General features: G+C 71.2%; 17 protein-coding genes. 7 read left to right on the forward strand and 10 right to left on the reverse strand.

All coding sequences use genetic code 11. The features are described 5' to 3' along the window. Window positions 1-98: 98 nt before the first annotated feature. Window positions 99-338, forward strand: coding sequence for a DUF3073 domain-containing protein (locus ACH34R_RS12160; protein ID WP_111170538.1), 240 nt, complete (start codon window positions 99-101; stop codon window positions 336-338). 124 nt (window positions 339-462) lie between these two features. On the opposite strand, the gene purM is transcribed toward ACH34R_RS12160, so the two are convergent. Continuing rightward, the gene (gene purM, locus ACH34R_RS12165) at window positions 463-1,488 is read right to left on the reverse strand and encodes a phosphoribosylformylglycinamidine cyclo-ligase (protein ID WP_397561465.1); all 1,026 of its coding nucleotides are present in this window, start codon (window positions 1,486-1,488) and stop codon (window positions 463-465) included. Then, window positions 1,488-2,936: an amidophosphoribosyltransferase gene (gene purF, locus ACH34R_RS12170; protein WP_397561466.1), complete on the reverse strand. Its 1,449-nt coding sequence runs from the start codon at window positions 2,934-2,936 to the stop codon at window positions 1,488-1,490. Before purF ends, purM begins: the two co-directional genes overlap by 1 nt. Window positions 2,937-3,154: 218 nt before the next feature. Between purF and ACH34R_RS12175 the strand changes: the two genes are divergently transcribed. After that, window positions 3,155-3,664, forward strand: coding sequence for a hypothetical protein (locus ACH34R_RS12175; RefSeq protein ID WP_397561467.1), 510 nt, complete (start codon window positions 3,155-3,157; stop codon window positions 3,662-3,664). Between the two features lie 4 nt (window positions 3,665-3,668). Here the strand turns inward: ACH34R_RS12175 and ACH34R_RS12180 are convergent, their stop codons facing one another. Next, entirely contained in the window at window positions 3,669-4,115 is a 447-nt protein-coding gene (locus ACH34R_RS12180; RefSeq protein ID WP_233508276.1) for a sterol carrier family protein, read from the reverse strand. A 117-nt stretch (window positions 4,116-4,232) separates the two neighbouring features. Here ACH34R_RS12180 and ACH34R_RS12185 point away from each other — a divergent pair, with 117 nt between their 5' ends. Continuing rightward, entirely contained in the window at window positions 4,233-6,314 is a 2,082-nt protein-coding gene (locus ACH34R_RS12185; RefSeq protein ID WP_397561468.1) for a PhoX family protein, read from the forward strand. Between the two features lie 59 nt (window positions 6,315-6,373). Here the strand turns inward: ACH34R_RS12185 and ACH34R_RS12190 are convergent, their stop codons facing one another. Further along, on the reverse strand, window positions 6,374-7,144 hold the full coding sequence (locus ACH34R_RS12190; protein WP_397561469.1) for a SigB/SigF/SigG family RNA polymerase sigma factor: 771 nt from the start codon (window positions 7,142-7,144) through the stop codon (window positions 6,374-6,376). 193 nt (window positions 7,145-7,337) lie between these two features. Next, window positions 7,338-7,805, reverse strand: a complete 468-nt coding sequence (locus tag ACH34R_RS12195; protein WP_397561470.1) for a MarR family winged helix-turn-helix transcriptional regulator — start codon at window positions 7,803-7,805, stop codon at window positions 7,338-7,340. A 46-nt stretch (window positions 7,806-7,851) separates the two neighbouring features. Here ACH34R_RS12195 and ACH34R_RS12200 point away from each other — a divergent pair, with 46 nt between their 5' ends. The 3 genes from ACH34R_RS12200 to ACH34R_RS12210 all read left to right on the forward strand — a co-directional run bounded on the left by ACH34R_RS12200 (window position 7,852) and on the right by ACH34R_RS12210 (window position 11,487). Continuing rightward, on the forward strand, window positions 7,852-8,934 hold the full coding sequence (locus ACH34R_RS12200) for a substrate-binding domain-containing protein (protein ID WP_397561471.1): 1,083 nt from the start codon (window positions 7,852-7,854) through the stop codon (window positions 8,932-8,934). A gap of 114 nt (window positions 8,935-9,048) precedes the next feature. Next, window positions 9,049-10,476 carry an APC family permease gene (locus tag ACH34R_RS12205; protein ID WP_397561472.1) on the forward strand — a complete coding sequence of 476 codons (1,428 nt, stop codon included), beginning with the start codon at window positions 9,049-9,051 and terminating at the stop codon, window positions 10,474-10,476. Next, window positions 10,477-11,487 carry an acetamidase/formamidase family protein gene (locus ACH34R_RS12210; RefSeq protein WP_397561473.1) on the forward strand — a complete coding sequence of 337 codons (1,011 nt, stop codon included), beginning with the start codon at window positions 10,477-10,479 and terminating at the stop codon, window positions 11,485-11,487. It abuts the gene before it with no gap. Here the strand turns inward: ACH34R_RS12210 and ACH34R_RS12215 are convergent. After that, a complete protein-coding gene (locus tag ACH34R_RS12215) occupies window positions 11,479-12,918 on the reverse strand; it encodes a DHA2 family efflux MFS transporter permease subunit (protein WP_397561474.1) in 1,440 nt (479 codons plus the stop codon). The two genes, ACH34R_RS12210 and ACH34R_RS12215, sit on opposite strands and share 9 nt — an antisense overlap. 73 nt (window positions 12,919-12,991) lie before the next feature. Between ACH34R_RS12215 and ACH34R_RS12220 the strand changes: the two genes are divergently transcribed. Then, on the forward strand, window positions 12,992-13,663 hold the full coding sequence (locus tag ACH34R_RS12220; protein ID WP_397561475.1) for a TetR/AcrR family transcriptional regulator: 672 nt from the start codon (window positions 12,992-12,994) through the stop codon (window positions 13,661-13,663). On the opposite strand, the gene ACH34R_RS12225 is transcribed toward ACH34R_RS12220, so the two are convergent. From ACH34R_RS12225 to ACH34R_RS12240, 4 genes are all read right to left on the reverse strand, one after another. Continuing rightward, window positions 13,660-14,184, reverse strand: a complete 525-nt coding sequence (locus tag ACH34R_RS12225; RefSeq protein ID WP_397561476.1) for an RNA polymerase sigma factor — start codon at window positions 14,182-14,184, stop codon at window positions 13,660-13,662. The two genes, ACH34R_RS12220 and ACH34R_RS12225, sit on opposite strands and share 4 nt — an antisense overlap. Before the next feature lie 104 nt (window positions 14,185-14,288). Then, a complete protein-coding gene (locus tag ACH34R_RS12230) occupies window positions 14,289-15,965 on the reverse strand; it encodes a cytochrome bc complex cytochrome b subunit (RefSeq protein WP_397561477.1) in 1,677 nt (558 codons plus the stop codon). A gap of 119 nt (window positions 15,966-16,084) precedes the next feature. Next, window positions 16,085-16,759, reverse strand: a complete 675-nt coding sequence (locus tag ACH34R_RS12235) for a Crp/Fnr family transcriptional regulator (RefSeq protein WP_397561478.1) — start codon at window positions 16,757-16,759, stop codon at window positions 16,085-16,087. A 38-nt stretch (window positions 16,760-16,797) separates the two neighbouring features. Continuing rightward, entirely contained in the window at window positions 16,798-18,891 is a 2,094-nt protein-coding gene (locus ACH34R_RS12240) for an adenylate/guanylate cyclase domain-containing protein (RefSeq protein WP_397561479.1), read from the reverse strand. Window positions 18,892-19,124: the final 233 nt, after the last annotated feature.

Consider the following 19,124-nt stretch of genomic DNA (forward strand, 5'->3'; position numbering starts at 1 on the left):
GGCGAACGAGGAGCTGACGCCGGAAGTCAGGTGGCGTCAGTGCGTGGTGCGTTAGCGACGAGGGGTCGGGTGCGACCCCGCATGAGGGGGTCGAGCCGATGGGGCGCGGCCGAGCCAAGGCCAAGCAGGTGAAGGTTGCCCGGCAGTTGAAGTACAACAGCGGGGGCACCGATCTTGAGCGTCTTCGTGAGGAGCTGGTGGCGAACAACGGCTCCGGGCACGACGACGATGCTTCGGGATATGACTCAGACGAGGTGGCCGATCGGTACGCCGATTACGCCGACACCTACGCCGACGACGATGATGACCGCGACGACGGGAAGCCTCGCCGCGGCTAGGTGATTTGTTGGTCACGTGAGCGAGGCACCCGGGAGGCCACGGCCACCGGGTGCCTTCGCCTGCGCGTGACCTGACCGCGCCCAGGGGCCGTTTCCGGCCCCGGGGCGCGGTTCGTCATGTCCGTCAGCGGTAGGCGGCCTGTCCCTGGCCGGGGACGATCTCGCCGAGGACCCACGCCGGGACCTCGCGCTCCCGCAGCAGGCCGAGGGCGTCGTCCACCGCTGTGGGCGGCACGATCGCGCACATGCCGACGCCGAGGTTGAAGGTCTGGTCGAGGTCGGCCTGGGCGATCCCGCCGTGCCCGGCGAGCACCTGGAAGATCGCCGGTGGGGTCCAGGACGAGCGGTCGAGCACCGCGTCCAGCTCCGGGGGCAGCGACCTCGCCAGGTTGGCGGTCAGCCCGCCGCCGGTGATGTGCGCGTACGCGTGCACCTCGTGCGTCCGGGCCAGCGCCAGGCAGTCGGCCGCGTAGATGCGGGTCGGTTCGAGCAGCTCCTCGCCCAGCGTGCGGCCCAGCTCGGGCAGCTCCCGGTCGAGCGTCAGCCCGGCCGACTTCATCACATGGCGGACCAGCGAGTAGCCGTTGGAGTGAACGCCGCTGGACGCCAGCGCCAGCACCACGTCACCCGCTCGCACCCGCGCCGGGCCGAGCAGCGCGTCGGCCTCCACCACGCCGGTGCCCGCGCCCGCGAGGTCGTAGTCGTCAGGGCCCATCGCGCCGGGGTGCTCGGCGGTCTCCCCGCCGACCAGCGCGCACCCGGCCAGCCGGCAGCCCTCCGCCACCCCGCCCACGATGTCGGCGATCCGCTCGGGGACCACCTTGCCGCAGGCGATGTAGTCGGTCATGAACAGCGGCTCCGCGCCGCACACCACCAGGTCGTCCACGACCATCCCGACCAGGTCGCGGCCGATGGTGTCGTGCCGGTCGAGGGCCTGGGCGATCATCACCTTGGTGCCGACGCCGTCGGTGGAGGTCGCCAGCAGCGGCCGGGTGTACCCGCGCAGCGCGGAGACGTCGAACAGCCCGGCGAACCCGCTGGCGTCATCGACGACCTCCGGGCGGCGGGACATCGCCACCCGGGACTTCATCAGCTCGACCGCCCGATCGCCCGCCGCGATGTCCACGCCCGCGGCGGCGTAGCTCGTCATCAGGCGTCCACCTTCTCCAGCAGGTACTTGCCCAGGCCGTCCTCGTCGATCGGGATCGGGTAGGAGCCGTCGAAGCACGCCCGGCACAGCCGCCCGGCCGGGATCGTGGTGGCCGCGGTCAGCTCCTCCAGCGAGATGTACCCGAGCGAGTCGGCCCCCAGCGAGTCACAGATCTGCTCCACCGACAGCGAGCCCGCGATCAGCTCGGCCCTCGTCGCGAAGTCGATGCCGTAGAAGCACGGCCAGGACACCGGCGGCGAGGAGATGCGCACGTGCACCTCGGCCGCGCCCGCCTCGCGGAGCATCCGCACGATCGCCCGCTGGGTGTTGCCGCGCACGATCGAGTCGTCCACCACGACCAGGCGCTTGCCGGCGATCACCTCGCGCAGTGGGTTGAGCTTGAGCCGGATGCCGAGCTGGCGGATGGTCTGGGAGGGCTGGATGAAGGTGCGGCCGACGTAGGAGTTCTTCACCAGGCCCTGGCCGTAGGGGATGCCGCTGGCCTCGGCGTAGCCGATGGCGGCGGGCGTGCCCGACTCCGGGGTGGGGATCACCAGGTCGGCCTCGACCGGGTGCTCACGGGCCAGCCTGCGGCCGATCTCGACGCGGGTGGACTGCACGCCGCGCCCGGCGATCGTGGTGTCCGGCCTGGCCAGGTAGACGTACTCGAACAGGCAGCCCTTGGGCTCGGCCGGGGCGAACCGGCGGGCCCGCACGCCGCGCTCGTCGATGGTCAGCAGCTCGCCCGGCTCGATCTCGCGGACGAACGCGGCCCCGACGATGTCGAGCGCGGCCGTCTCGGAGGCCACCACCCAGCCCTGCTCCAGGCGGCCGAGCACCAGCGGGCGGATGCCCTGCGGGTCGCGGGCCGCGTAGAGCGTCTTCTCGTTCATGAAGACCAGCGAGTAGGCGCCCTTGACCTGCGGCAGCAGCTCGGCCGCGGCGTCTTCCACCGACCGCTCGCGGTCGTTGGCGTCGTTGGCCAGCAGCGCGGTCAGGATCTCGGTGTCGGAGGTCGCGCGGGTCGTGCCGGGCGCCAGGCGCTCGGCCAGCGCGGCGGTGTTGATCAGGTTGCCGTTGTGCGCGAGCGCGAGGCCGCCGCCCGCGGTGGAGCACAGCGTGGGCTGCGCGTTCTCCCACACGCTCGACCCGGTGGTGGAGTAGCGGCAGTGGCCCACCGCGATGTGGCCGCGCAGCGTGCTCAGCACGGACTCGTCGAAGACCTGGGCCACCAGGCCCATGTCCTTGTAGACCAGGATCCGGTCGCCCTCGCTGACCGCGATGCCCGCGGACTCCTGCCCGCGGTGCTGCAACGCGTACAGGCCGTAGTAGGTGAGTTTGGAGACATCCTCCCCAGAGGCCCATACGCCGAAGACACCACAGGCGTCCCGCGGAGCGCGGTCGTGGGGGTCAAGGTCATGGCCTAGCCGGCCGTCGCCTTTTAGCACGTAGTTAAGTCTAAGTCGGGCTGTCCCGCGCTCGCGCCCCGGGTCGGCTGACACAATTGGACGTTCCTGTGTCCAGCGGGGTGACATACCAGTAACTTTGGGCAGAACTTAGCAAAGGATCACCCGCGCTTTGCCGTGTCAGCCGCCGGTCGGCCGCCACGCCGGGCGAAGGTGAGGGATACCGGCATGCCTGTTCGCCGAAGGTCGGGAGATCACACGTGACGACACCAGGGGATCCCAACCAGCCAGAGTCCGGCCGCGAGCCGGACCGGCCCGCGGAGCGGCGCCCCGAGGGTCCGCCGGGACAGCCCGGCCCCTACGGCGAGCAGGGCCAGTACGGCCAGCCGCCGCCCTACCAGCAGCAGACCCCGTACGCCTACGGCCAGCCGTACGGCGCGCCCCCCGCGCCCAAGCGCGGCGGCGGGCTGGCCACGACGGCGCTGGTGCTCGGCATCCTCAGCCCGTTCCTGCTGTTCGCGTGCGGGTTCGGGACGCTCACCGCGATCGCCGGCCTGATCATCGGCATCATCGCGCTGACCCGCCGGGTGCACCTGGGCAGGGCCTGGGCCGGCATCGTGCTCAGCGCGCTCACGCTGATCGCGGCCGTGGCCGTGGTGACCTGGTCCTACGCCAACTTCAGCGACTGCATGGGCCTGTCCACGCAGGCCGAGGTACAGCGCTGCGTGGAGGACAAGCTCGGCCTGACCGGCGCCGTCACCCCCCAGTGACCCGCTACAGGACCGGCAGATACTCCGACACGTCGGCGCGCGCCCCGCTCGCGCTGATCCGGCCGGCCGCCATCGCGTCGTCCCAGGACAGCTCGCCGGTGGCCAGTTCCAGCCAGGTCAGCCCGTCGGTCTCGATCACGTTGGGCGGGGTGCCGCGGGTGTGGCGCGGTCCAGGTACGCACTGCACGGCCGCGTACGGCGGCACGCGCACCTCCACCGACCGGCCCGGGGCCGTCGCCGCGAGCCGGTCCAGCAGGTGCCGTACGGCGTAGCGGGCCGCGTCGCGCTCGGGCCGCAGCCCGCGCCGGTAGGCCCGCAGCACCACCGGGACGCAGGCGGTCAGCATCGCCGTGGCGGTGTCGGGCCCGTCGTAGGCGGGCTCGTCCAGGGCGGACAGTTGCGCGTCGAGCGCCGCGCGGACCTTGCCGGGCACGGGTTTGAGGGCTGGCACATCGACCATCATGCCCGGTCCCAACGGTTCATCGGTCGGGCAGGCGTCGTTCACCCGAGGTTTGGACGGCCGCCGTAGCGTCCCGGCGGGACAACTTGTGAATAACTTGGAGGATCGGTGGCGAATCCCTCGCCGCGCGGGCTACTGCCGCTGCTGACGACCCCGCACCAGGGTGGTCGTAGTGCGCTGACGTGCCAGTTCCGCTGCGGTAACGCCTGCTCGCACGACATTCCCAACACGTCAGAGAACCGATACTTCGGGGAGATCGTCACGGAGGCCCTGTCGCGGCGTGGCGCGCTGCGGGCGGGGGCCCTGGGGGCGCTCGCGGTGGGTGTGGGCGGGGGCGCCCTCACCGCGACGGCCGCCCCGGCCGCCGCCGACCCCGCGCACGGCCAGGGCCACGGGCACTTCCCGGGCCACGGCTCGCTGCGCTTCACCCCGGTCGCGCCGAACACCGACGACAAGCTCACCGTGCCCGAGGGGTACGAGTCGGCCGCCGTGGTCCGCTGGGGCGACCCGGTGCTCCCGGACGCGCCCGAGTTCGACTTCGACGACCAGACCGCCGAGGCGCAGGCCAAGCAGTTCGGCTACAACTGCGACTTCGTGGCGTTCTTCCCGCTGGGCGCGGACCGCGCGCTGCTGTGGGTCAACCACGAGTACAGCGACGAGGCCCTGATGTTCCGCGGCTACACCGACGGAACCGCGGCCACCGAGGAGCAGATCAAGATCGCCCTCGCCGCGCACGGCGGCTCGGTGGTCGAGCTGGAGCGGGCCGGCCGGACCGGCCGGTGGAAGCTGGTCACCCGCGGCCGGCGCCGCTACAACCGGCGGATCACCGCGCAGACCCCGATGCGGTTCAGCGGCCCCGCGGCGGGCAGCGCGCTGCTGAAGACCGCCGCCGACCCGCGCGGGCTGCGCCCGATCGGCATGCTCAACAACTGCGCGGGCGGCACCACCCCGTGGGGCACGGTCCTGACCGCCGAGGAGAACTTCAACCAGTACTTCGTCGGCGGCAACGGCGTGCCGGAGGCGCAGAAGCAGTACCTGACCCGGTACGGCGTCAGCACGACCACCGCCATCCCGAGCGGCAGCCGCCGCTTCGACCGGGTGGAGGAGCGGTTCGACCTCGCCAAGCACCCCAATGAGATCAACCGTTTCGGGTGGATCGTGGAGATCGACCCGACCGACCCGGACGCCACGCCGATCAAGCGGACCGCGCTCGGCCGGTTCGCCCACGAGGCCGCCACCACCAGCCTGTCCAGGGACGGCCGGCTGGTCGCCTACATGGGCGACGACTCCCGCTTCGAGTACGTCTACAAGTTCGTCTCCAAGGACCGCTACATCCCCGGCTTCGACCGCCACAACCGCGGCCTGCTGGACGAGGGCACGCTGTACGTCGCCAAGTTCACCGGCGACAGCCCCAAGGACGAGATCGACGGCTCCGGCAAGGCGCCCAAGGACGGCCGCTTCGACGGGTCGGGCGAGTGGATTCCGCTGGTCAGCGGCGACAAGTCGTACGTGCAGGGGATGAGCGCCGAAGAGGTCCTCGTCTACACCAGGGTCGCCGCCGACAAGGTCGGGGCCACCAAGATGGACCGTCCCGAGGACGTCGAGCGCAACCCGGTGACCGGCGCGATCTACGTCGCGCTGACCAACAACTCCAACCGCACCCCGGCGCAGGCCGACGAGGCCAACCCGCGGGCCGCCAACAAGCACGGCCACGTGCTGGAGATCACCGAGCGGCGCAACGACGCGGGCGCGCGGACGTTCGCCTGGTCGCTCGCCCTGGTCTGCGGCGACCCCAGCGACCCGGCCACCTACTTCGCCGGGTTCGACAAGTCCAAGGTCTCGCCGATCTCCTGCCCGGACAACGTCGCCTTCGACCGCGAGGGCAACCTGTGGATCTCCACGGACGGCAACGCGCTCGGCAAGAACGACGGCCTGTTCGTGATGCCGGTGTCCGGCCGGGACCGCGGCCACCTGCGGCAGTTCCTGACCGTCCCGGTGGGCGCGGAGACCTGCGGCCCGCTGATCACCCGGGACGACAAGAGCGTGTTCGTCGCGGTCCAGCACCCCGGCGAGACCGACGGCGCGAGCCCGGCCGACCCGTCCAGCCACTGGCCCGACGGCGGTGACAGCCAGCCCCGCCCGTCGGTGGCGGTGGTCTGGCACGCGCGCGGCAGGAACATCGGTTCCTGACCCACGGAGTCCTGGAGGGCACGGCCGGCGCGGGCCGTACCCTCCGGGGCTGCGGGAGTTCAGTCCGAGAGCTTGGCGCGGAGCCGGGTGAGCACGGCGCGCAGGATGCGCGAGACGTGCATCTGCGAGATCCCGAACTCCGCGGCGATCTCGGCCTGGGTCATGTTCCCGTAGAAGCGCATCAGCAGGATCGTGCGCTCCCGCTCCGGCAGCGCGTTGATGAGCGGCTTGACGGCGTGCCTGTCGACCAGGGTGTCCAGGGAGCGGTCCTGGTCGGGCAGGAAGTCGCCGAGGTCGGCGGCGTCCTCGGCGCCGCTCACCGGCGCGTCCAGCGACAGCGCGCTGTAGGCCCCGGACGCCTCCAGCGCCAGCAGGACCTCCTCCTCCGATATCCGCATCCGCTCGGCCAGCTCGGCGACGGTCGGGGAGCGGCCGAGCGCCTGGGTCAGCTCCGCGGTGATCTTGTTGATCTCCAGCCGCCGCTCCTGGTACACCCGGGGCACCTTGATCGCCCATGTGCGGTCCCTGAAGTGGCGCTTCACCTCGCCCATCATGGTGATCATGGCGTAGCCGCGGAACTCGTGTCCCAGCTCGGGGTCGAACCCGTTCACCGCCTTCATCAGGCCCACGTAGGCGGCCTGCCGTAGGTCCTCCATGGGCTCGCCGCGGTACCGGTAGCGCCGGGTCACCTCGGTGACCAGGCCCTCGTGCAACTCCACCACCCGCTCGCGGATCCTGACCCGGTACAGCTCGGAAGCCTCCGGGCGGACCATCTCGGCCAGCAGTTCCTCGGCGGTCATCTGCTCGAACGCGACATCCAGGACGGTCATTTCGCTGCTCCATCGGGGGTTCACAGCGTGCCCCGTCCGTGCGGGAAGCCCGAAAGCCCAGACAGGACACGCCTCATCAACCTGAGACGAAGCCCCGCTGCTGGACTTCGAGATCAACCATGCCCCGCGATCGGTGCTTCGCACCTCACCTTTGTCACAAAACGGTAACGAGGCGGTCTTTCCGGCCGGGCGCTCAGCGCTCCAGGTCGGTGACCAGGGACTCCAGGTCGCGCATCAGAGATTCGGTGCGCTCGGCGCCGAAGGCGGCCAGGATCGCGCGGTGGTGCTCGGCCAGGCCGCCCTCCAGGCGGTGCAGCAGCGAACGGCCGCGATCGGCCAGGAAGACCGCGACGCGGCGGCGGTCGGAAGGGTCGTGGCCGCGATAGACCAGGGCGCGATCGACCAGCCGATCGACGGCCTTGGTCAGGGTGGGGTGCGGCATCAGGGCGGCCTCGGCCAGGTCGCCCATGGAGTGGCCGCGGCCGTCGGCCAGGGCCTGGAGGATGCGCCAGTGCTCGACGGAGAGCTGTTCGCTGGCGAGCACGGCCGCGAGACCCCGGTTGACGCTGCGCTCGGCCTTGCTGAGGAGGTAGGCGAGCGAGGAACCCAGCCCCGCCGTGAAGGTCGTGGAAGGAGGCTTCGCCGTGGGCTCGGTCAGCACCACCGGCTCCTTTCGTTCGCGCGTACGCTAGAGGATACTCTGACGCGTGGTCATCGACCCACTTGAAGCCCACCTGGTCAGGGCCGACGCTTTCCGGATCGCGCTGGTCGCGCCGGTCTCCGGGGTGCTGGGGATGCTCGGCCCCTGCGTGATCAACTGCGCCTCGCTGGGCGCGGCCGAGGTCAGCGACCGGGGCGGGGTGCTCGGCCGGCACGTCGAGCTGGTGCTGGTGGACGGCGGGCGGCCACCCGCCGAGGTCGCCCGCGAGGTCGCCGGGCTGGCTCGGGCCGGCGCGGTGCAGGCCGTGGTGGGCACGCACGCCAGCGACGTGCGCGTCGCCGTGGAGCGCGCGCTCGGCGGCGCCGCCCCCTATATCTACACGCCCCCCTACGAGGGCGGTTCGCGCACGCCCGGCGTCTACTTCCTGGGCGAGCCCGCCTCCCGCCAGGTCGGGCCGGGCATCGACTGGCTGGTCCGGCACCGGCGGGCGCGGCGCTGGTACCTGCTGGGCAACGACTACGTCTGGCCGCGCCTGGTCCACGTCTCGGCGCGCGGGCGGCTGCTGGCCCGTTCGGCGCGGGTGGTCGGTGAGCGGCTGATCCCGTGCGGGTTCGGCGACCTGGCGATGGGCCGGGTGATCGAGTCCCTGGCGGCGCTGCGCCCCGACGCGGTGCTGCTCAACCTGATCGGCAGCGACCTGGTGGCCTTCAACCGCGCCTTCACCGCGGCCGGGCTGCGCTGCGCCCGGCTGTGCGGGGCCCTGGAGGAGCACGGCCTGCTGGCGGTGGACGGCGACTCCACCGGCGAGCTGTACGCCACGATGGGCTACTTCGGCACCGTACCGACCGACGCCAACCTCGATCTCAGCGCGCGTTACGTCCGCCGCTACGGCACCACCGCCCCGATGATGAGCGCGCACGGGCACGGCAGCTACGAGGGCGTGCTGATGATCGCGGCGCTGGTGGCGCGGGCGGGCGCCGCCGCCGTACCGGCGATCGAGGCCGTGGCCGACGGCACCACGGTCAGCACCGGCCGGGGGCGGCTCACGCTGGCCGACCGGCACGTACGGCAGCGCGTCTACGTGGGGCGGGCCGACGGGCTGGAGTTCGACGTCCTGGCCTCGTCCTGAGCGGCGTCGCGGGCGTGACGCGAACAGGTAAAGCTTCCATGTGAAATCTTTCCGCCTGCAAGAATGCGGCATATCGTACGGCTCGGCCCCCCAGAGCGAGAAAGAGCCACAGATATGTCACGTTCGTCCGACGTCTCGGATCAAACCTCCCCACCCGCCCCGGACGGGATCGAGCGCTTCGGCTACAAGCAGGAGCTCAAGCGCTCCCTCGGCTTCGCCGACCTGCTGATCTACGGCCTCATCTTCATGGTGCCGATCGCGCCCTTCGGCATCTTCGGCAGCGTGTTCAACGCCTCCGGGGGAATGGTCGCCCTGGCCTACGCGATCGGCATGGTCGCGATGGCCTTCACCGCCCTGTCCTACGCGCAGATGGCCCGCGCCTTCCCGATGGCCGGCTCGGTCTACACCTACGCGGGCCGCGGCATCGGCGCGCCGGTCGGCTTCCTGGCCGGCTGGGCGATCCTGCTCGACTACGTACTCGTCCCCTCGCTGCTCTACCTGGTGGCGAGCACGGCCATGGCGTCGATCGTGCCCGCGGTGCCGATATGGGCCTGGCTGATCGGGTTCGTGCTGCTCAACACGGTGGTCAACTACTTCGGCATCCAGATGACCGCCAAGACCAACCGGATCATGCTGGTCGCCGAGCTGATCGTGCTGGCGATCTTCCTGGTCATCGGCATCGGCGCGCTCATCCAGGGCAAGGGCGGCGGCGACCCGCTGAGCCCGCTGTTCGACGTGAGCACCTTCTCCTGGCCGCTGATCTTCGGCGCCACCTCGGTCGCGGTGCTGTCCTTCCTGGGCTTCGACGGCATCTCGATGCTGGCCGAGGAGAGCCGCGAGGACGGCAGGCGGCTCGGCCGTTCCATGGTGTACGCGCTCGGGCTGGCCGGGCTGCTGTTCGTCACGCAGACCTGGGTCGCCGCGCTGCTCACCCCGGACCGTGACAGGCTGCTGGCCGAGGGCGATGCCGCCGGGTCGGCCTTCTACGACACCGCCGCCTTCGCAGGCGGCCCCTGGCTGGGCGTGCTGACCGCCGTGGCCACCGCGGTGGCCTGGGGCTTCGCCAACTCCCTGGTCGCCCAGGCGGCGACCTCGCGACTGCTGTTCGCGATGGGCCGGGACGGCCAGCTCCCACGCGTGCTGGGCCGCGTCCACCCCACCCGCAAGGTGCCGGTCAACGCCATCTTCCTCGTGGCAGGCATCTCGCTGGCGCTCGGCCTGTTCATGAGCACGCTGAAGGACGGCATCACGCCGCTCAGCACGCTGGTGAACTTCGGCGCGATGTGCGCCTTCCTGGTGCTGCACGTCTCGGTGGTGGTCCACTACCTGATCAGGAAGCGCAGCCGCAACTGGTGGGCGCACCTGGTGGCGCCGGCCATCGGGTTCGTCATACTCGTGTTCGTCGTGGTCAACGCGCAGGTCGCCGCGCAGCGGCTGGGCTTCGCGTGGTTCGGTATCGGGGTGATCGTCCTGATCGGCTCCTACCTGCTGGGCCGCAAGCCCACGCTGGCGACCGAGCAGGACGCCAAGGAGGTCGCATAAGTGAACGTCGTGTCCTACCGGCCCGGTCCCGAGGACCTGGCCTACACCTTCGGCGGACGCCCCGCCGCGGCTCGGATCGCGCCCGGCACGATCCTTGAGCTCTACACCGAGGACTGCTTCGGCGGCCGGGTCCGCGGCCCGGCCGACCTGCCCTCGCAGGTGTGCGAGTTCCCCTACCTCAACCCGGTGACCGGCCCGTTCCACGTCGAGGGGGCCGAGCCCGGCGACACGCTGGCGCTGCACTTCGTGTCCATCGAACCCGCCCGCGACTGGGGCGTGTCCACCACGTTCCCGCACTTCGGCGCGCTCACCGCGACCCACACCACGGCGATGCTGCACGCTCCCCTGGAGGAGCGGGTGTGGGTCTACGAGATCGACGCTGACAAGCGGACCGTCCGGTACCGGGCCACCCGCGGCGACTTCAGCGTCGAACTCCCGCTGGACCCGATGCACGGCACCGTCGGGGTGGCCCCCGCCGCCTTCGAGGCGCGGATGACGATCACCCCGGACGCCCACGGCGGCAACATGGACACCCCGGAGCTGCGCGCGGGCGTCACCCTCTACCTGGGCGTCAACGTCGAGGGCGGGCTGTTCGGGGTCGGCGACGGGCACGCCCGCCAGGGCCACGGCGAGGTGTGCGGCACCGGCGTGGAGGCCGCAATGAACACGGTCGTCGCGGTCGAGCTGATCAAGGGCGTGGCCACCCCGTGGCCCCGGCTGGAGGACGACGAGCACCTGATGTCCACCGGCTCGGCCCGCCCGCTGGAGGACGCCTACCGGATCAGCCAGCACGACCTGGTGACCTGGAGCGCCGCCCTGACCGGCCTGGACGAGCTGGACGCCTACCAGCTCGTCAGCCAGGCCGCCCAGGCCCCGGTGGGCAACGTCTGCGACGCGAACTACACGATGGTCGCCAAGCTGGCCAAGGCGTACCTGGGCGGGGCCGCCGTCTACGACTCCGCCCACCGCAGGCTGCGCGAACTCGGCGAACGGTACCTCTCCTCACGCTGAGCCGACGCCCGCGGGCTCCTTCGGCCCTCCCTCATCCGCCGCCTCCGGGGTGGGGGAGGGCCGGCGGCGCAGCGCGTACAGGCTGATCGGCACGCCCGCCAGCACGATGACCGCCGCCATGGCCAGCGTGAAGCGGTAGCCGTCCAGGAACGCGGTGAGCGCGGGCAGGCCCTCCGTCAGGCCCGAGGTCTGCCGGGCGGTGAGGATCGCGCCCATCACGGTGATGCCGAGCAGGCCGAAGACCTCGCGGGAGACGTTGATCACGCCGGAGGCCACCCCGGCGCGGCGGTCCGGCAGCGTACCCAGGATCGTCGAGGTGAGCGGCACCAGCAGGCCGCCGCCCAGCGCGTACAGCAGGAACCACGGCAGGATGTCGGTGTAGCCCGTGCCCGCGCCCAGCCGGGAGATCGCGAAAACCGCGCCCGCCATCAAAGCGAGCCCCAGCGCGACCGTGCGGTCGTCACCGAGCACCCGGGCGACCCGCTGGGCGAGCACCGCCACCACCGCCATCAGCAGGGCCATCGGCACGAACGCCGCCCCGGCCTGGGTCGGGGTGAAGCCCAGCACGTTCTGCAACCACAGCGCGCTGAAGAAGTAGATCCCGAAGACGCCGAACGACCACAGCCCCATCGCCACGATCCCGCCGCTGAACACCCTGGACCGGAACAGCGACAGGTCGATCATCGGCTCCGCGCCCCGCCGTTCCACCAGCAGGAACGTGGTCGCCGAGACGATCACCAGGGCGAACGCGGTGAGGATCTGCGGCGAGGTCCAGCCGGCCTGCTCGCCCTCGATCAGGGCGAAGGTCAGCGCGGACAGCCCGATGGTGGCGGCGGCCAGGCCCGGCAGGTCCAGGCTCCGCCGTACCCGGTCACGGCTGGCGGGCAGCGCCCACATGCCGAGCGCCAGCGTGCCGATCCCCAGCGGCACGTTGATCAGGAAGATCCACCCCCAGTGCCAGTTCTCGCTGATGAAACCGCCGGTCAGCGGGCCGAGGGCCATGGACAGCGCCCCGGTGGCCGTCCATATCCCAACGGCGGTGCCGCGCTCGCGGGCGTCGGGGAAGACCCGGGACAGCAGCGCGAGCGAGGTCGGGGTGAGCAGCGCCGCGCCGAGGCCCTGCACCGAGCGCGCCGCGATCAGCATCCCCCCGTTCGCCGCGACGCCCGCCGCCAGCGAGGCCGCCGTGAACACCACCAGGCCGGTCAGGAAGATCCGCCGGCTGCCGAAGACGTCGGCGAGCCGCCCGCCGGCGAGCATCAGCCCGGCGAACACCAGGATGTAGCTGCTCGCGATCCACTCCAGGCCGGACAGGGTCAGCCCCATCTCCCGCTGGATGGTCGGGAGGGCCACGTTGACCACGTTGTTGTCCAGGTAGGTCATGAACGAACCGAGCGCCACCGCGCCCAGCGCCCACCATCGCCGCTCCATTGCGCCTCCTGACTATACGGCGTACATGTACAGTGCATAGTGGAACTTGTACGGCGTATAGTTGTCAAGTGTGATGAGCAAACTGACCCGCGAGGCCGTCCTCGACCGCGCGGTGCGCCTGGCCGACGAGGAAGGCGTCGCGGCCGTCTCGGTCCGGCGGCTGGCCGCCGAGCTGGACGTCACACCGATGGCGATGTACTGGCACTTCAAGAACAAGGAGGAGCTGTTCAGCGCCGCGGCCGACCACCTGCTCGCCGGGCTCATCGGGCCGCCGGTCCCCGAACAGGCGTGGAACGAGCGGCTGCGGGCGATGGTCGGCCGGGTGATCGAGCTGATGCGGGCGCACCGCTCGCTGCCCGAACTCCTGCGCCACTGCGACAAGAGCCGCGCGCTCAACTTCCTGCGGGCCACCGACACCGTGCTCGGCCTGCTGAAGAACGAGGGGTTCACGCTGACCGAGGGCTACTACGTCGCCGGCTACCTGCTCAACGGCTGCATGGGGCTGGTCGCCGGTGACCCGTCCTGCCGGCCGAACATGGGCGAGCGGGAGGCGGCCGAGCAGCGCAGGCAGCACCGGGCCGCGCTGACGGCGCTGCCGCCTGACGGGTTTCCCAGCATCACCGAGTGGGCCCGGACCGCGCCGGAGCCGCCCGACGTCGAGCACTACTACGCCATCGGCCTGGACCTGCTGGTCGCCGGGGTGGAGGGCCTGGCGGCGGCCAGACGTTCCCAGGGGCGTTCCTAGGAGCGGGGCGCGCCCAGCAGCACGGACAGGCGGTGCAGCCCCCTGGTCGTGCGCGCCTTTACCGTGCCGAGCGGCACCCGCAGCCGTTCGGCGATCTCGCGCTGGGTGAACTCCCCGTAGTACGCCAGCTCGATGGCCTGGCGCTGCGCGACGGGCAGCCGGGCCATCGCCGCGTGGATCTCCTCCCGCACGGCCAGCTCCTCACCGGCGACCCGGCCGTCGCACCCCGTGGCGTCCGGCACCGCCGACAGCGGCAGGGTCGCCGGACGGCGGGCGCGCAGGTGGTCCACGGCCCGCTTGTGCGCGATGCCCAGCAGCCAGGCGGGCAGGCTGCGGTCCGGATCGAACCGGAGGCGCGACCGCCACGCCTCGGCGAAGACGATCTGTACCACGTCGTCCACTTCCTGCTCGGGGACGAACCTCCGCAGATAACCCCGGACCAGTACGGCATGCGCGCGGTAACACTCGCCGAGGGCGTCGGCCTCACCCGCGGCCAGCCGCGCGTTGAGTGTGTCGTCCATGCGCGAGCCCCCGCCCCGCCCCTCGCAACCTGCCGGAACGTATTCGTAGCCCGCCGCCCCCGCCCGGACACCCCCCGCCTTTCCCCGATTGCCTCAACGAGCGGTCAACTTCCCTGATCGGGCCTGTGGTAGCTCTCGCCCGCGGTGACGGCCTTCCTGCCCTCGCCGTCCGCCCCCGGCACCTCGGTGATCGGCGGCTCGCTGTAGGCGCGGCTCATCCTGGCCCGCAGCCGCCCGATCCGGCCGCGCAGGCCCTTGGGCCTCGGTTCGCCGTCCTCCGCATCGTCCATCGCCAGCTCCGCGCCGCGCAGTTCCGGGATCGCCTCGGCACCGAGCAGCGGCGCGGCCATGTCGTCGCTGGCCGGTACGTCGATCTCGGTGAACTCGCCCTCCGGCAGCCGCTTGATCACGCCGCTCTCCACGCCGTGCCCGATCATCTGCGCGTCCCGCAGCCGCAGGCCCCGGCACAGCCGGTACGTGATGACGTACGCGAGCACCGGCCCCGCGAAGATCGCGACCCGGCCGAACCAGGTGATCGCGAACAGCGGGATGTGGAAGTGGTCGGAGATCTCGTCGTTCGCGCCGAGCAGCCACAGCACGCCGTAGAAGGTGACCGCCGCCATGCCGATCGCGGTGCGGTGCGGGTTGTCGCGCGGCCGTTCGGCGAAGTGGTGCTCGCGGGTGTCGCCGGTGATCCACCGTTCCACGGACGGGTAGACGATCAGCCCGCCGAAGATGAGGGCCAGCGGCAGCAGGCCGGGGATGAGCACGCTGAGCGGCAGGGTGTACCCGGCGAAGTTGATCTCCCACCCCGGCATGATCCGCAGCGATCCCTCAAGGAAGCCCATGTAGAAGTCCGGCTGGGAGCCCGCCGAGATGTCCGCCGGGGTGTAGGGCCCGAACAACCAGATCGGATTGATCTGCACGGCCGCCCCGAGCCCGGCCAGGATCGCGAAGGTGAACATGAAGAACGCGCCGGACTTGAGCATGAACGACGGGAAGAACGGCCCGCCCACCACGTTCATGTTCGTCCGGCCCTTGCGGGCGAGCTGGGTGTGCTTCTGCACCCACATCAGCGTCAGGTGCGCGGTCACCAGGGCGACCAGCAGGCCGGGCAGCAGCAGAATGTGGATGGTGAAGAAGCGGGCGATCACGTCCTCGCCCGGATACTCGCCGCCGAACAGGAAGAACGACAGGTAGGTCCCCACCAGCGGCAGCCCGATCAGGATGCCCTGGGTGATCCGCAGCCCGGCCCCGGACAGCAGGTCGTCCGGCAGGGAGTACCCGGTCAGGCCCTCCACCAGCGCGATCGCGAACATCACCAGGCCGATGTGGTAGTTCAGCTCGCGCGGCTTGCGGTACGCGCCGGTGAAGAAGATCCGCAGCAGGTGGGCCATCAGCCCGCCGACGAACAACAGCGCCGCCCAGTGGTGGATCTGCCGCATCAGCAGCCCGCCGCGCACCTCGAAGCTGATGTGCAACGTCGACGCGTACGCCTCGGACATCATCACGCCGCGCAACGGCGCGTACGGACCCGTGTAGGCGACGTGTCCCATGCTCGGCTGGAACCAGAACGTCAGGAACGTCCCGGTCAGCAGCAGGATGATGAACGAGTACAGCGCGATCTCGCCGAGCAGGAACGTCCAGTGGTCGGGGAACACCTTGCGTATGTTCCGCCGTACCACGTTCCCCAGCCCGAGCCGGTCGTCCAGATACCGGCTCACCCCCGCGACGACCTTGGGCACCCCGCCCGGCTCGCTCATCGCCCGCCCCCTCAGCATGCGTCCACGCACCTGTCACCTGTGACTTCGTGCGAGACCCCGGCAGCGGTTGCATCGTTCCGGCAGCGCGGGCCGGACGCCGGGCCATGGCGTTGGCGCGGATAGCGGGGGGAAGGGCGTCAGCGGGCGCGTTTGCGGAGGGCTTCCAGGTCGTGGATGGTGACGCGGCGGCGGCCGGTCTCGATGAGGCCGCGGTCGCGGAGGGAGCGCAGGGCCTTGCTGACCGCCTCGCGGGAGGCGCCGGTCCAGCCGGCGAGCTCGTCCTGGGAGAGCGGCAGCGCCACCCGGACCCCGCCGGCGGACTGCTCGCCGTACCGTTCGGCCAGCTCGACGAGGCGCGTCGCGACCCGGCCCGTGGTGTCGAAGGCGCCGTACTCGATCCGCTTGCGGTCGGAGTCGCGCAACCTGCCGATGATCAGCTTCATCAGCAGCACCGCGACCTGGCCGTTCTCCCGCAGGAACCCCGGGAAGTCACCGATCACCAGGGCCTCGACCGGTTCCAGCGCGGTCACCGTGCCCGAGCGGGGCCCGCCGTCGATCGCCGACATGTCGCCGAGCAGCGCCCCCGGACCCCGGACGGCGAGCACCACCTCGGTGCCGCCCTCGGTGTGCGAGGAGACCTTGACCCGCCCGGAAGTGAGCACGGCCACCCAGTCGGCGGTGTCACCCTCGCTCATCACGGCCGCGCCGCGCTCCCATCGGCGGGTCCGGGCGCTCGCCCGAAGCGCCGCGATCTCGTCTTCGGTCAGCAGATCCAGGAACTCGCCGGGCTCCGTGGTCGGCTTGACGCTCATCGGGCTGCCTCCAGGGACGCGGGGGGAATCATCCCCGATTATTTCCCGGAATCCGGGTGCCCGGCGATGGATCGGAGCACGAAAGCCTCCACCGGCTGGTCCTTGCCTTTCAGCCGCAGCGGGCCGAGCGGGCTCGCCACGGCCGTTTCGCCGAGCAGGTCGCGGGTGGTGGAACCGATCACGACCGTACCCGGCTCGGCCAGTGACTGGAGCCGGGCCGCCACGTTCACGCAGTCGCCCATCGCGTTGAAGCCGCGCAATTCCGGGCTGCCGATGTTCCCGACGAGCGCCATTCCGGTGTTTATCCCGACGCGGAATTTCGGCCATTCGATCGTGTTGCGGCGCCCCGCCGCCTGTTCGCCGAGCACCTCGGCGGCCACCCGCTCCGCCGCCTCCTGCATGGCGAGCCCCGCGCGGGCCGCCGCGCGGGCGTGGTCCGCCTGCCGGGCCGGCGCGTTGAACAGCGCCAGCAGGGCATCGCCGACGAACTGCACGATGGTGCCGCCGTTGTCCAGAATGCAGGGGACGGCGGCGGTGTGGTACCGGTTGAGCATTTCCACGATCTCGCCGGGGGAGACCTTCTCGGAGAAGGTGGTGAACCCCTTCAGATCCGCGAACAGCGAGGTCAGCTCCACCAGCGACCCGCCGAGCGCGGCCTGCGCCGGGTCGGCGAGCAGCGCGGAGGCCACGTCCGGCGACATGTACTGCCGGAAGAGCGTGGACAACTCAGCGTAAAGCCGGTCGTTCTCCAGCGCGATCGACAACTGGTTGGCGAGCAGCGCGGCCAGCGGTTCGTCCTGCGGGGTGACCCCGACCGGCACCCTGATCACGCCGGCCAGCCTCCCCTTGACGGTGAGCGGGTAAATGCGCCGGTCGTGGCCGTCTCTGAGCGGGGTGGCGCGGGCGAAGTCGGCTTCGCGGTAGTCGGCCGAGCCCATCGAGACCGTGCCGTCGGCGACCAGGCTGATGCGGACGTCGCCGTACGCCTGCCGCACCCGGTCCAGGGAGGCGCTGAGCAGTTCGCGCTCGGCGCGGCCCACCCGCGCGCCGCGCCCGACGTCCACCAGCGCGGCCAGCCGGTCGGAGATCTCGCGCTCGTTGGCCAGGGCCGCGCCCGCGCGGTCGAGTACCGCCGCCTGCGCCTCGGTCAGCCCGAACTTCCCGGCCAGCCGGGTCGCCACCGGCACCCTGGACACCGAACCCTGCCGCAGGTGATCGACCAGCGCCTCCAGGGCCTGGGCGTACTGGGCCTGGAGCCGCCGCACGGTGGCGGCCAGCGCGATCGAGTCGAACAGTCCCGCGCTGGAACCCTCGTGCCGGAACTGGAGGTAGCCGCTGTAGGCGACGAACACGAAGGCGAAGGTGAGCAGTATGTGCCACTCCCACCAGGAAAGGTGCCAGTTGTTGCGGCTCATCCCGGCGATCATCGCCTCGGCGAGCAGCGTGTAGGCGGTGATCAGGCTGACCAGCATGGCGGCCGGGCGGCGGCGGTGCAGCCGGAACATCATCACCGCCGCCGCCCCGTACAGGGCCACGGCGACCAGCGAGAACGCGCCGAGCGTCGCACCGCCCGGCGGTGGCGGGGCGCTGAGCGGGGTCAGGCCGGGGAGCAGGGAGGCGGCGGTCCAGGCGAGGAGCAGTACGGCGAGGCCGGCGCGGAGCGGGCGGGCGGCGGCGAGCACGGCCTGGGCGGCGCGGCCGTCCAGGGGGAGCGCGGACATGAAGGCGAAGATCGAGGCCACGGTCAGGCCGACCGGCTGGTCCAGGTCGAAGCCCATGCTGCCGGTGGGGAGGATGATCTTGGGGGTGCTCAGGCCGTGCAGGAAGAAGAAACCGGCATTGGTCAGGAAGACCAGGGAGACCAGGAGGATACGGGCGTCGGGGCGGCGGATCAGGGCGCGGGTCATCAGCAGGCCCAGCGCCAGGTTGATGCCCGCGACCAGGATGATCAGCCAGAAGTGGCTGGTCTCGTGCTGCCAGATGATGTTGATGTCGTCCTGGGCGAGCAGCAGCCACAGGCCGAGCATGGGGATCACCATGTGGATCGCCCACACGACGCCCCGGACGGGCTGGGTGGCGGGGGGCAGGTAGAGATCGGGCTGGGGGCGGGGGCGGGGGTTGCTGGTCGGCACTGTTGCCCTCCAGGTCGGGGCGGGGGGCGTGCGTCGGCGCCACCCCGTCGTTGTTCGCCCCCCGAACAGCACCTGATTATCCCGATGGTCGCTGAGGGCGCAAACGCGAGTGTGTGACGGACTTGTGATGTTTGTCGGGACAACCGTTGGAACGGTACAAGCGTGTACTTCTTGCTCATACTCACCAAGAGAAGCCTGGGCCACCGGGGGCGCTCGGTTTCTCTCCAGTCTCC

The organism is Spongiactinospora sp. 9N601 (assembly GCF_044326295.1).
Lineage (GTDB): Bacteria > Actinomycetota > Actinomycetes > Streptosporangiales > Streptosporangiaceae > Spongiactinospora > Spongiactinospora gelatinilytica.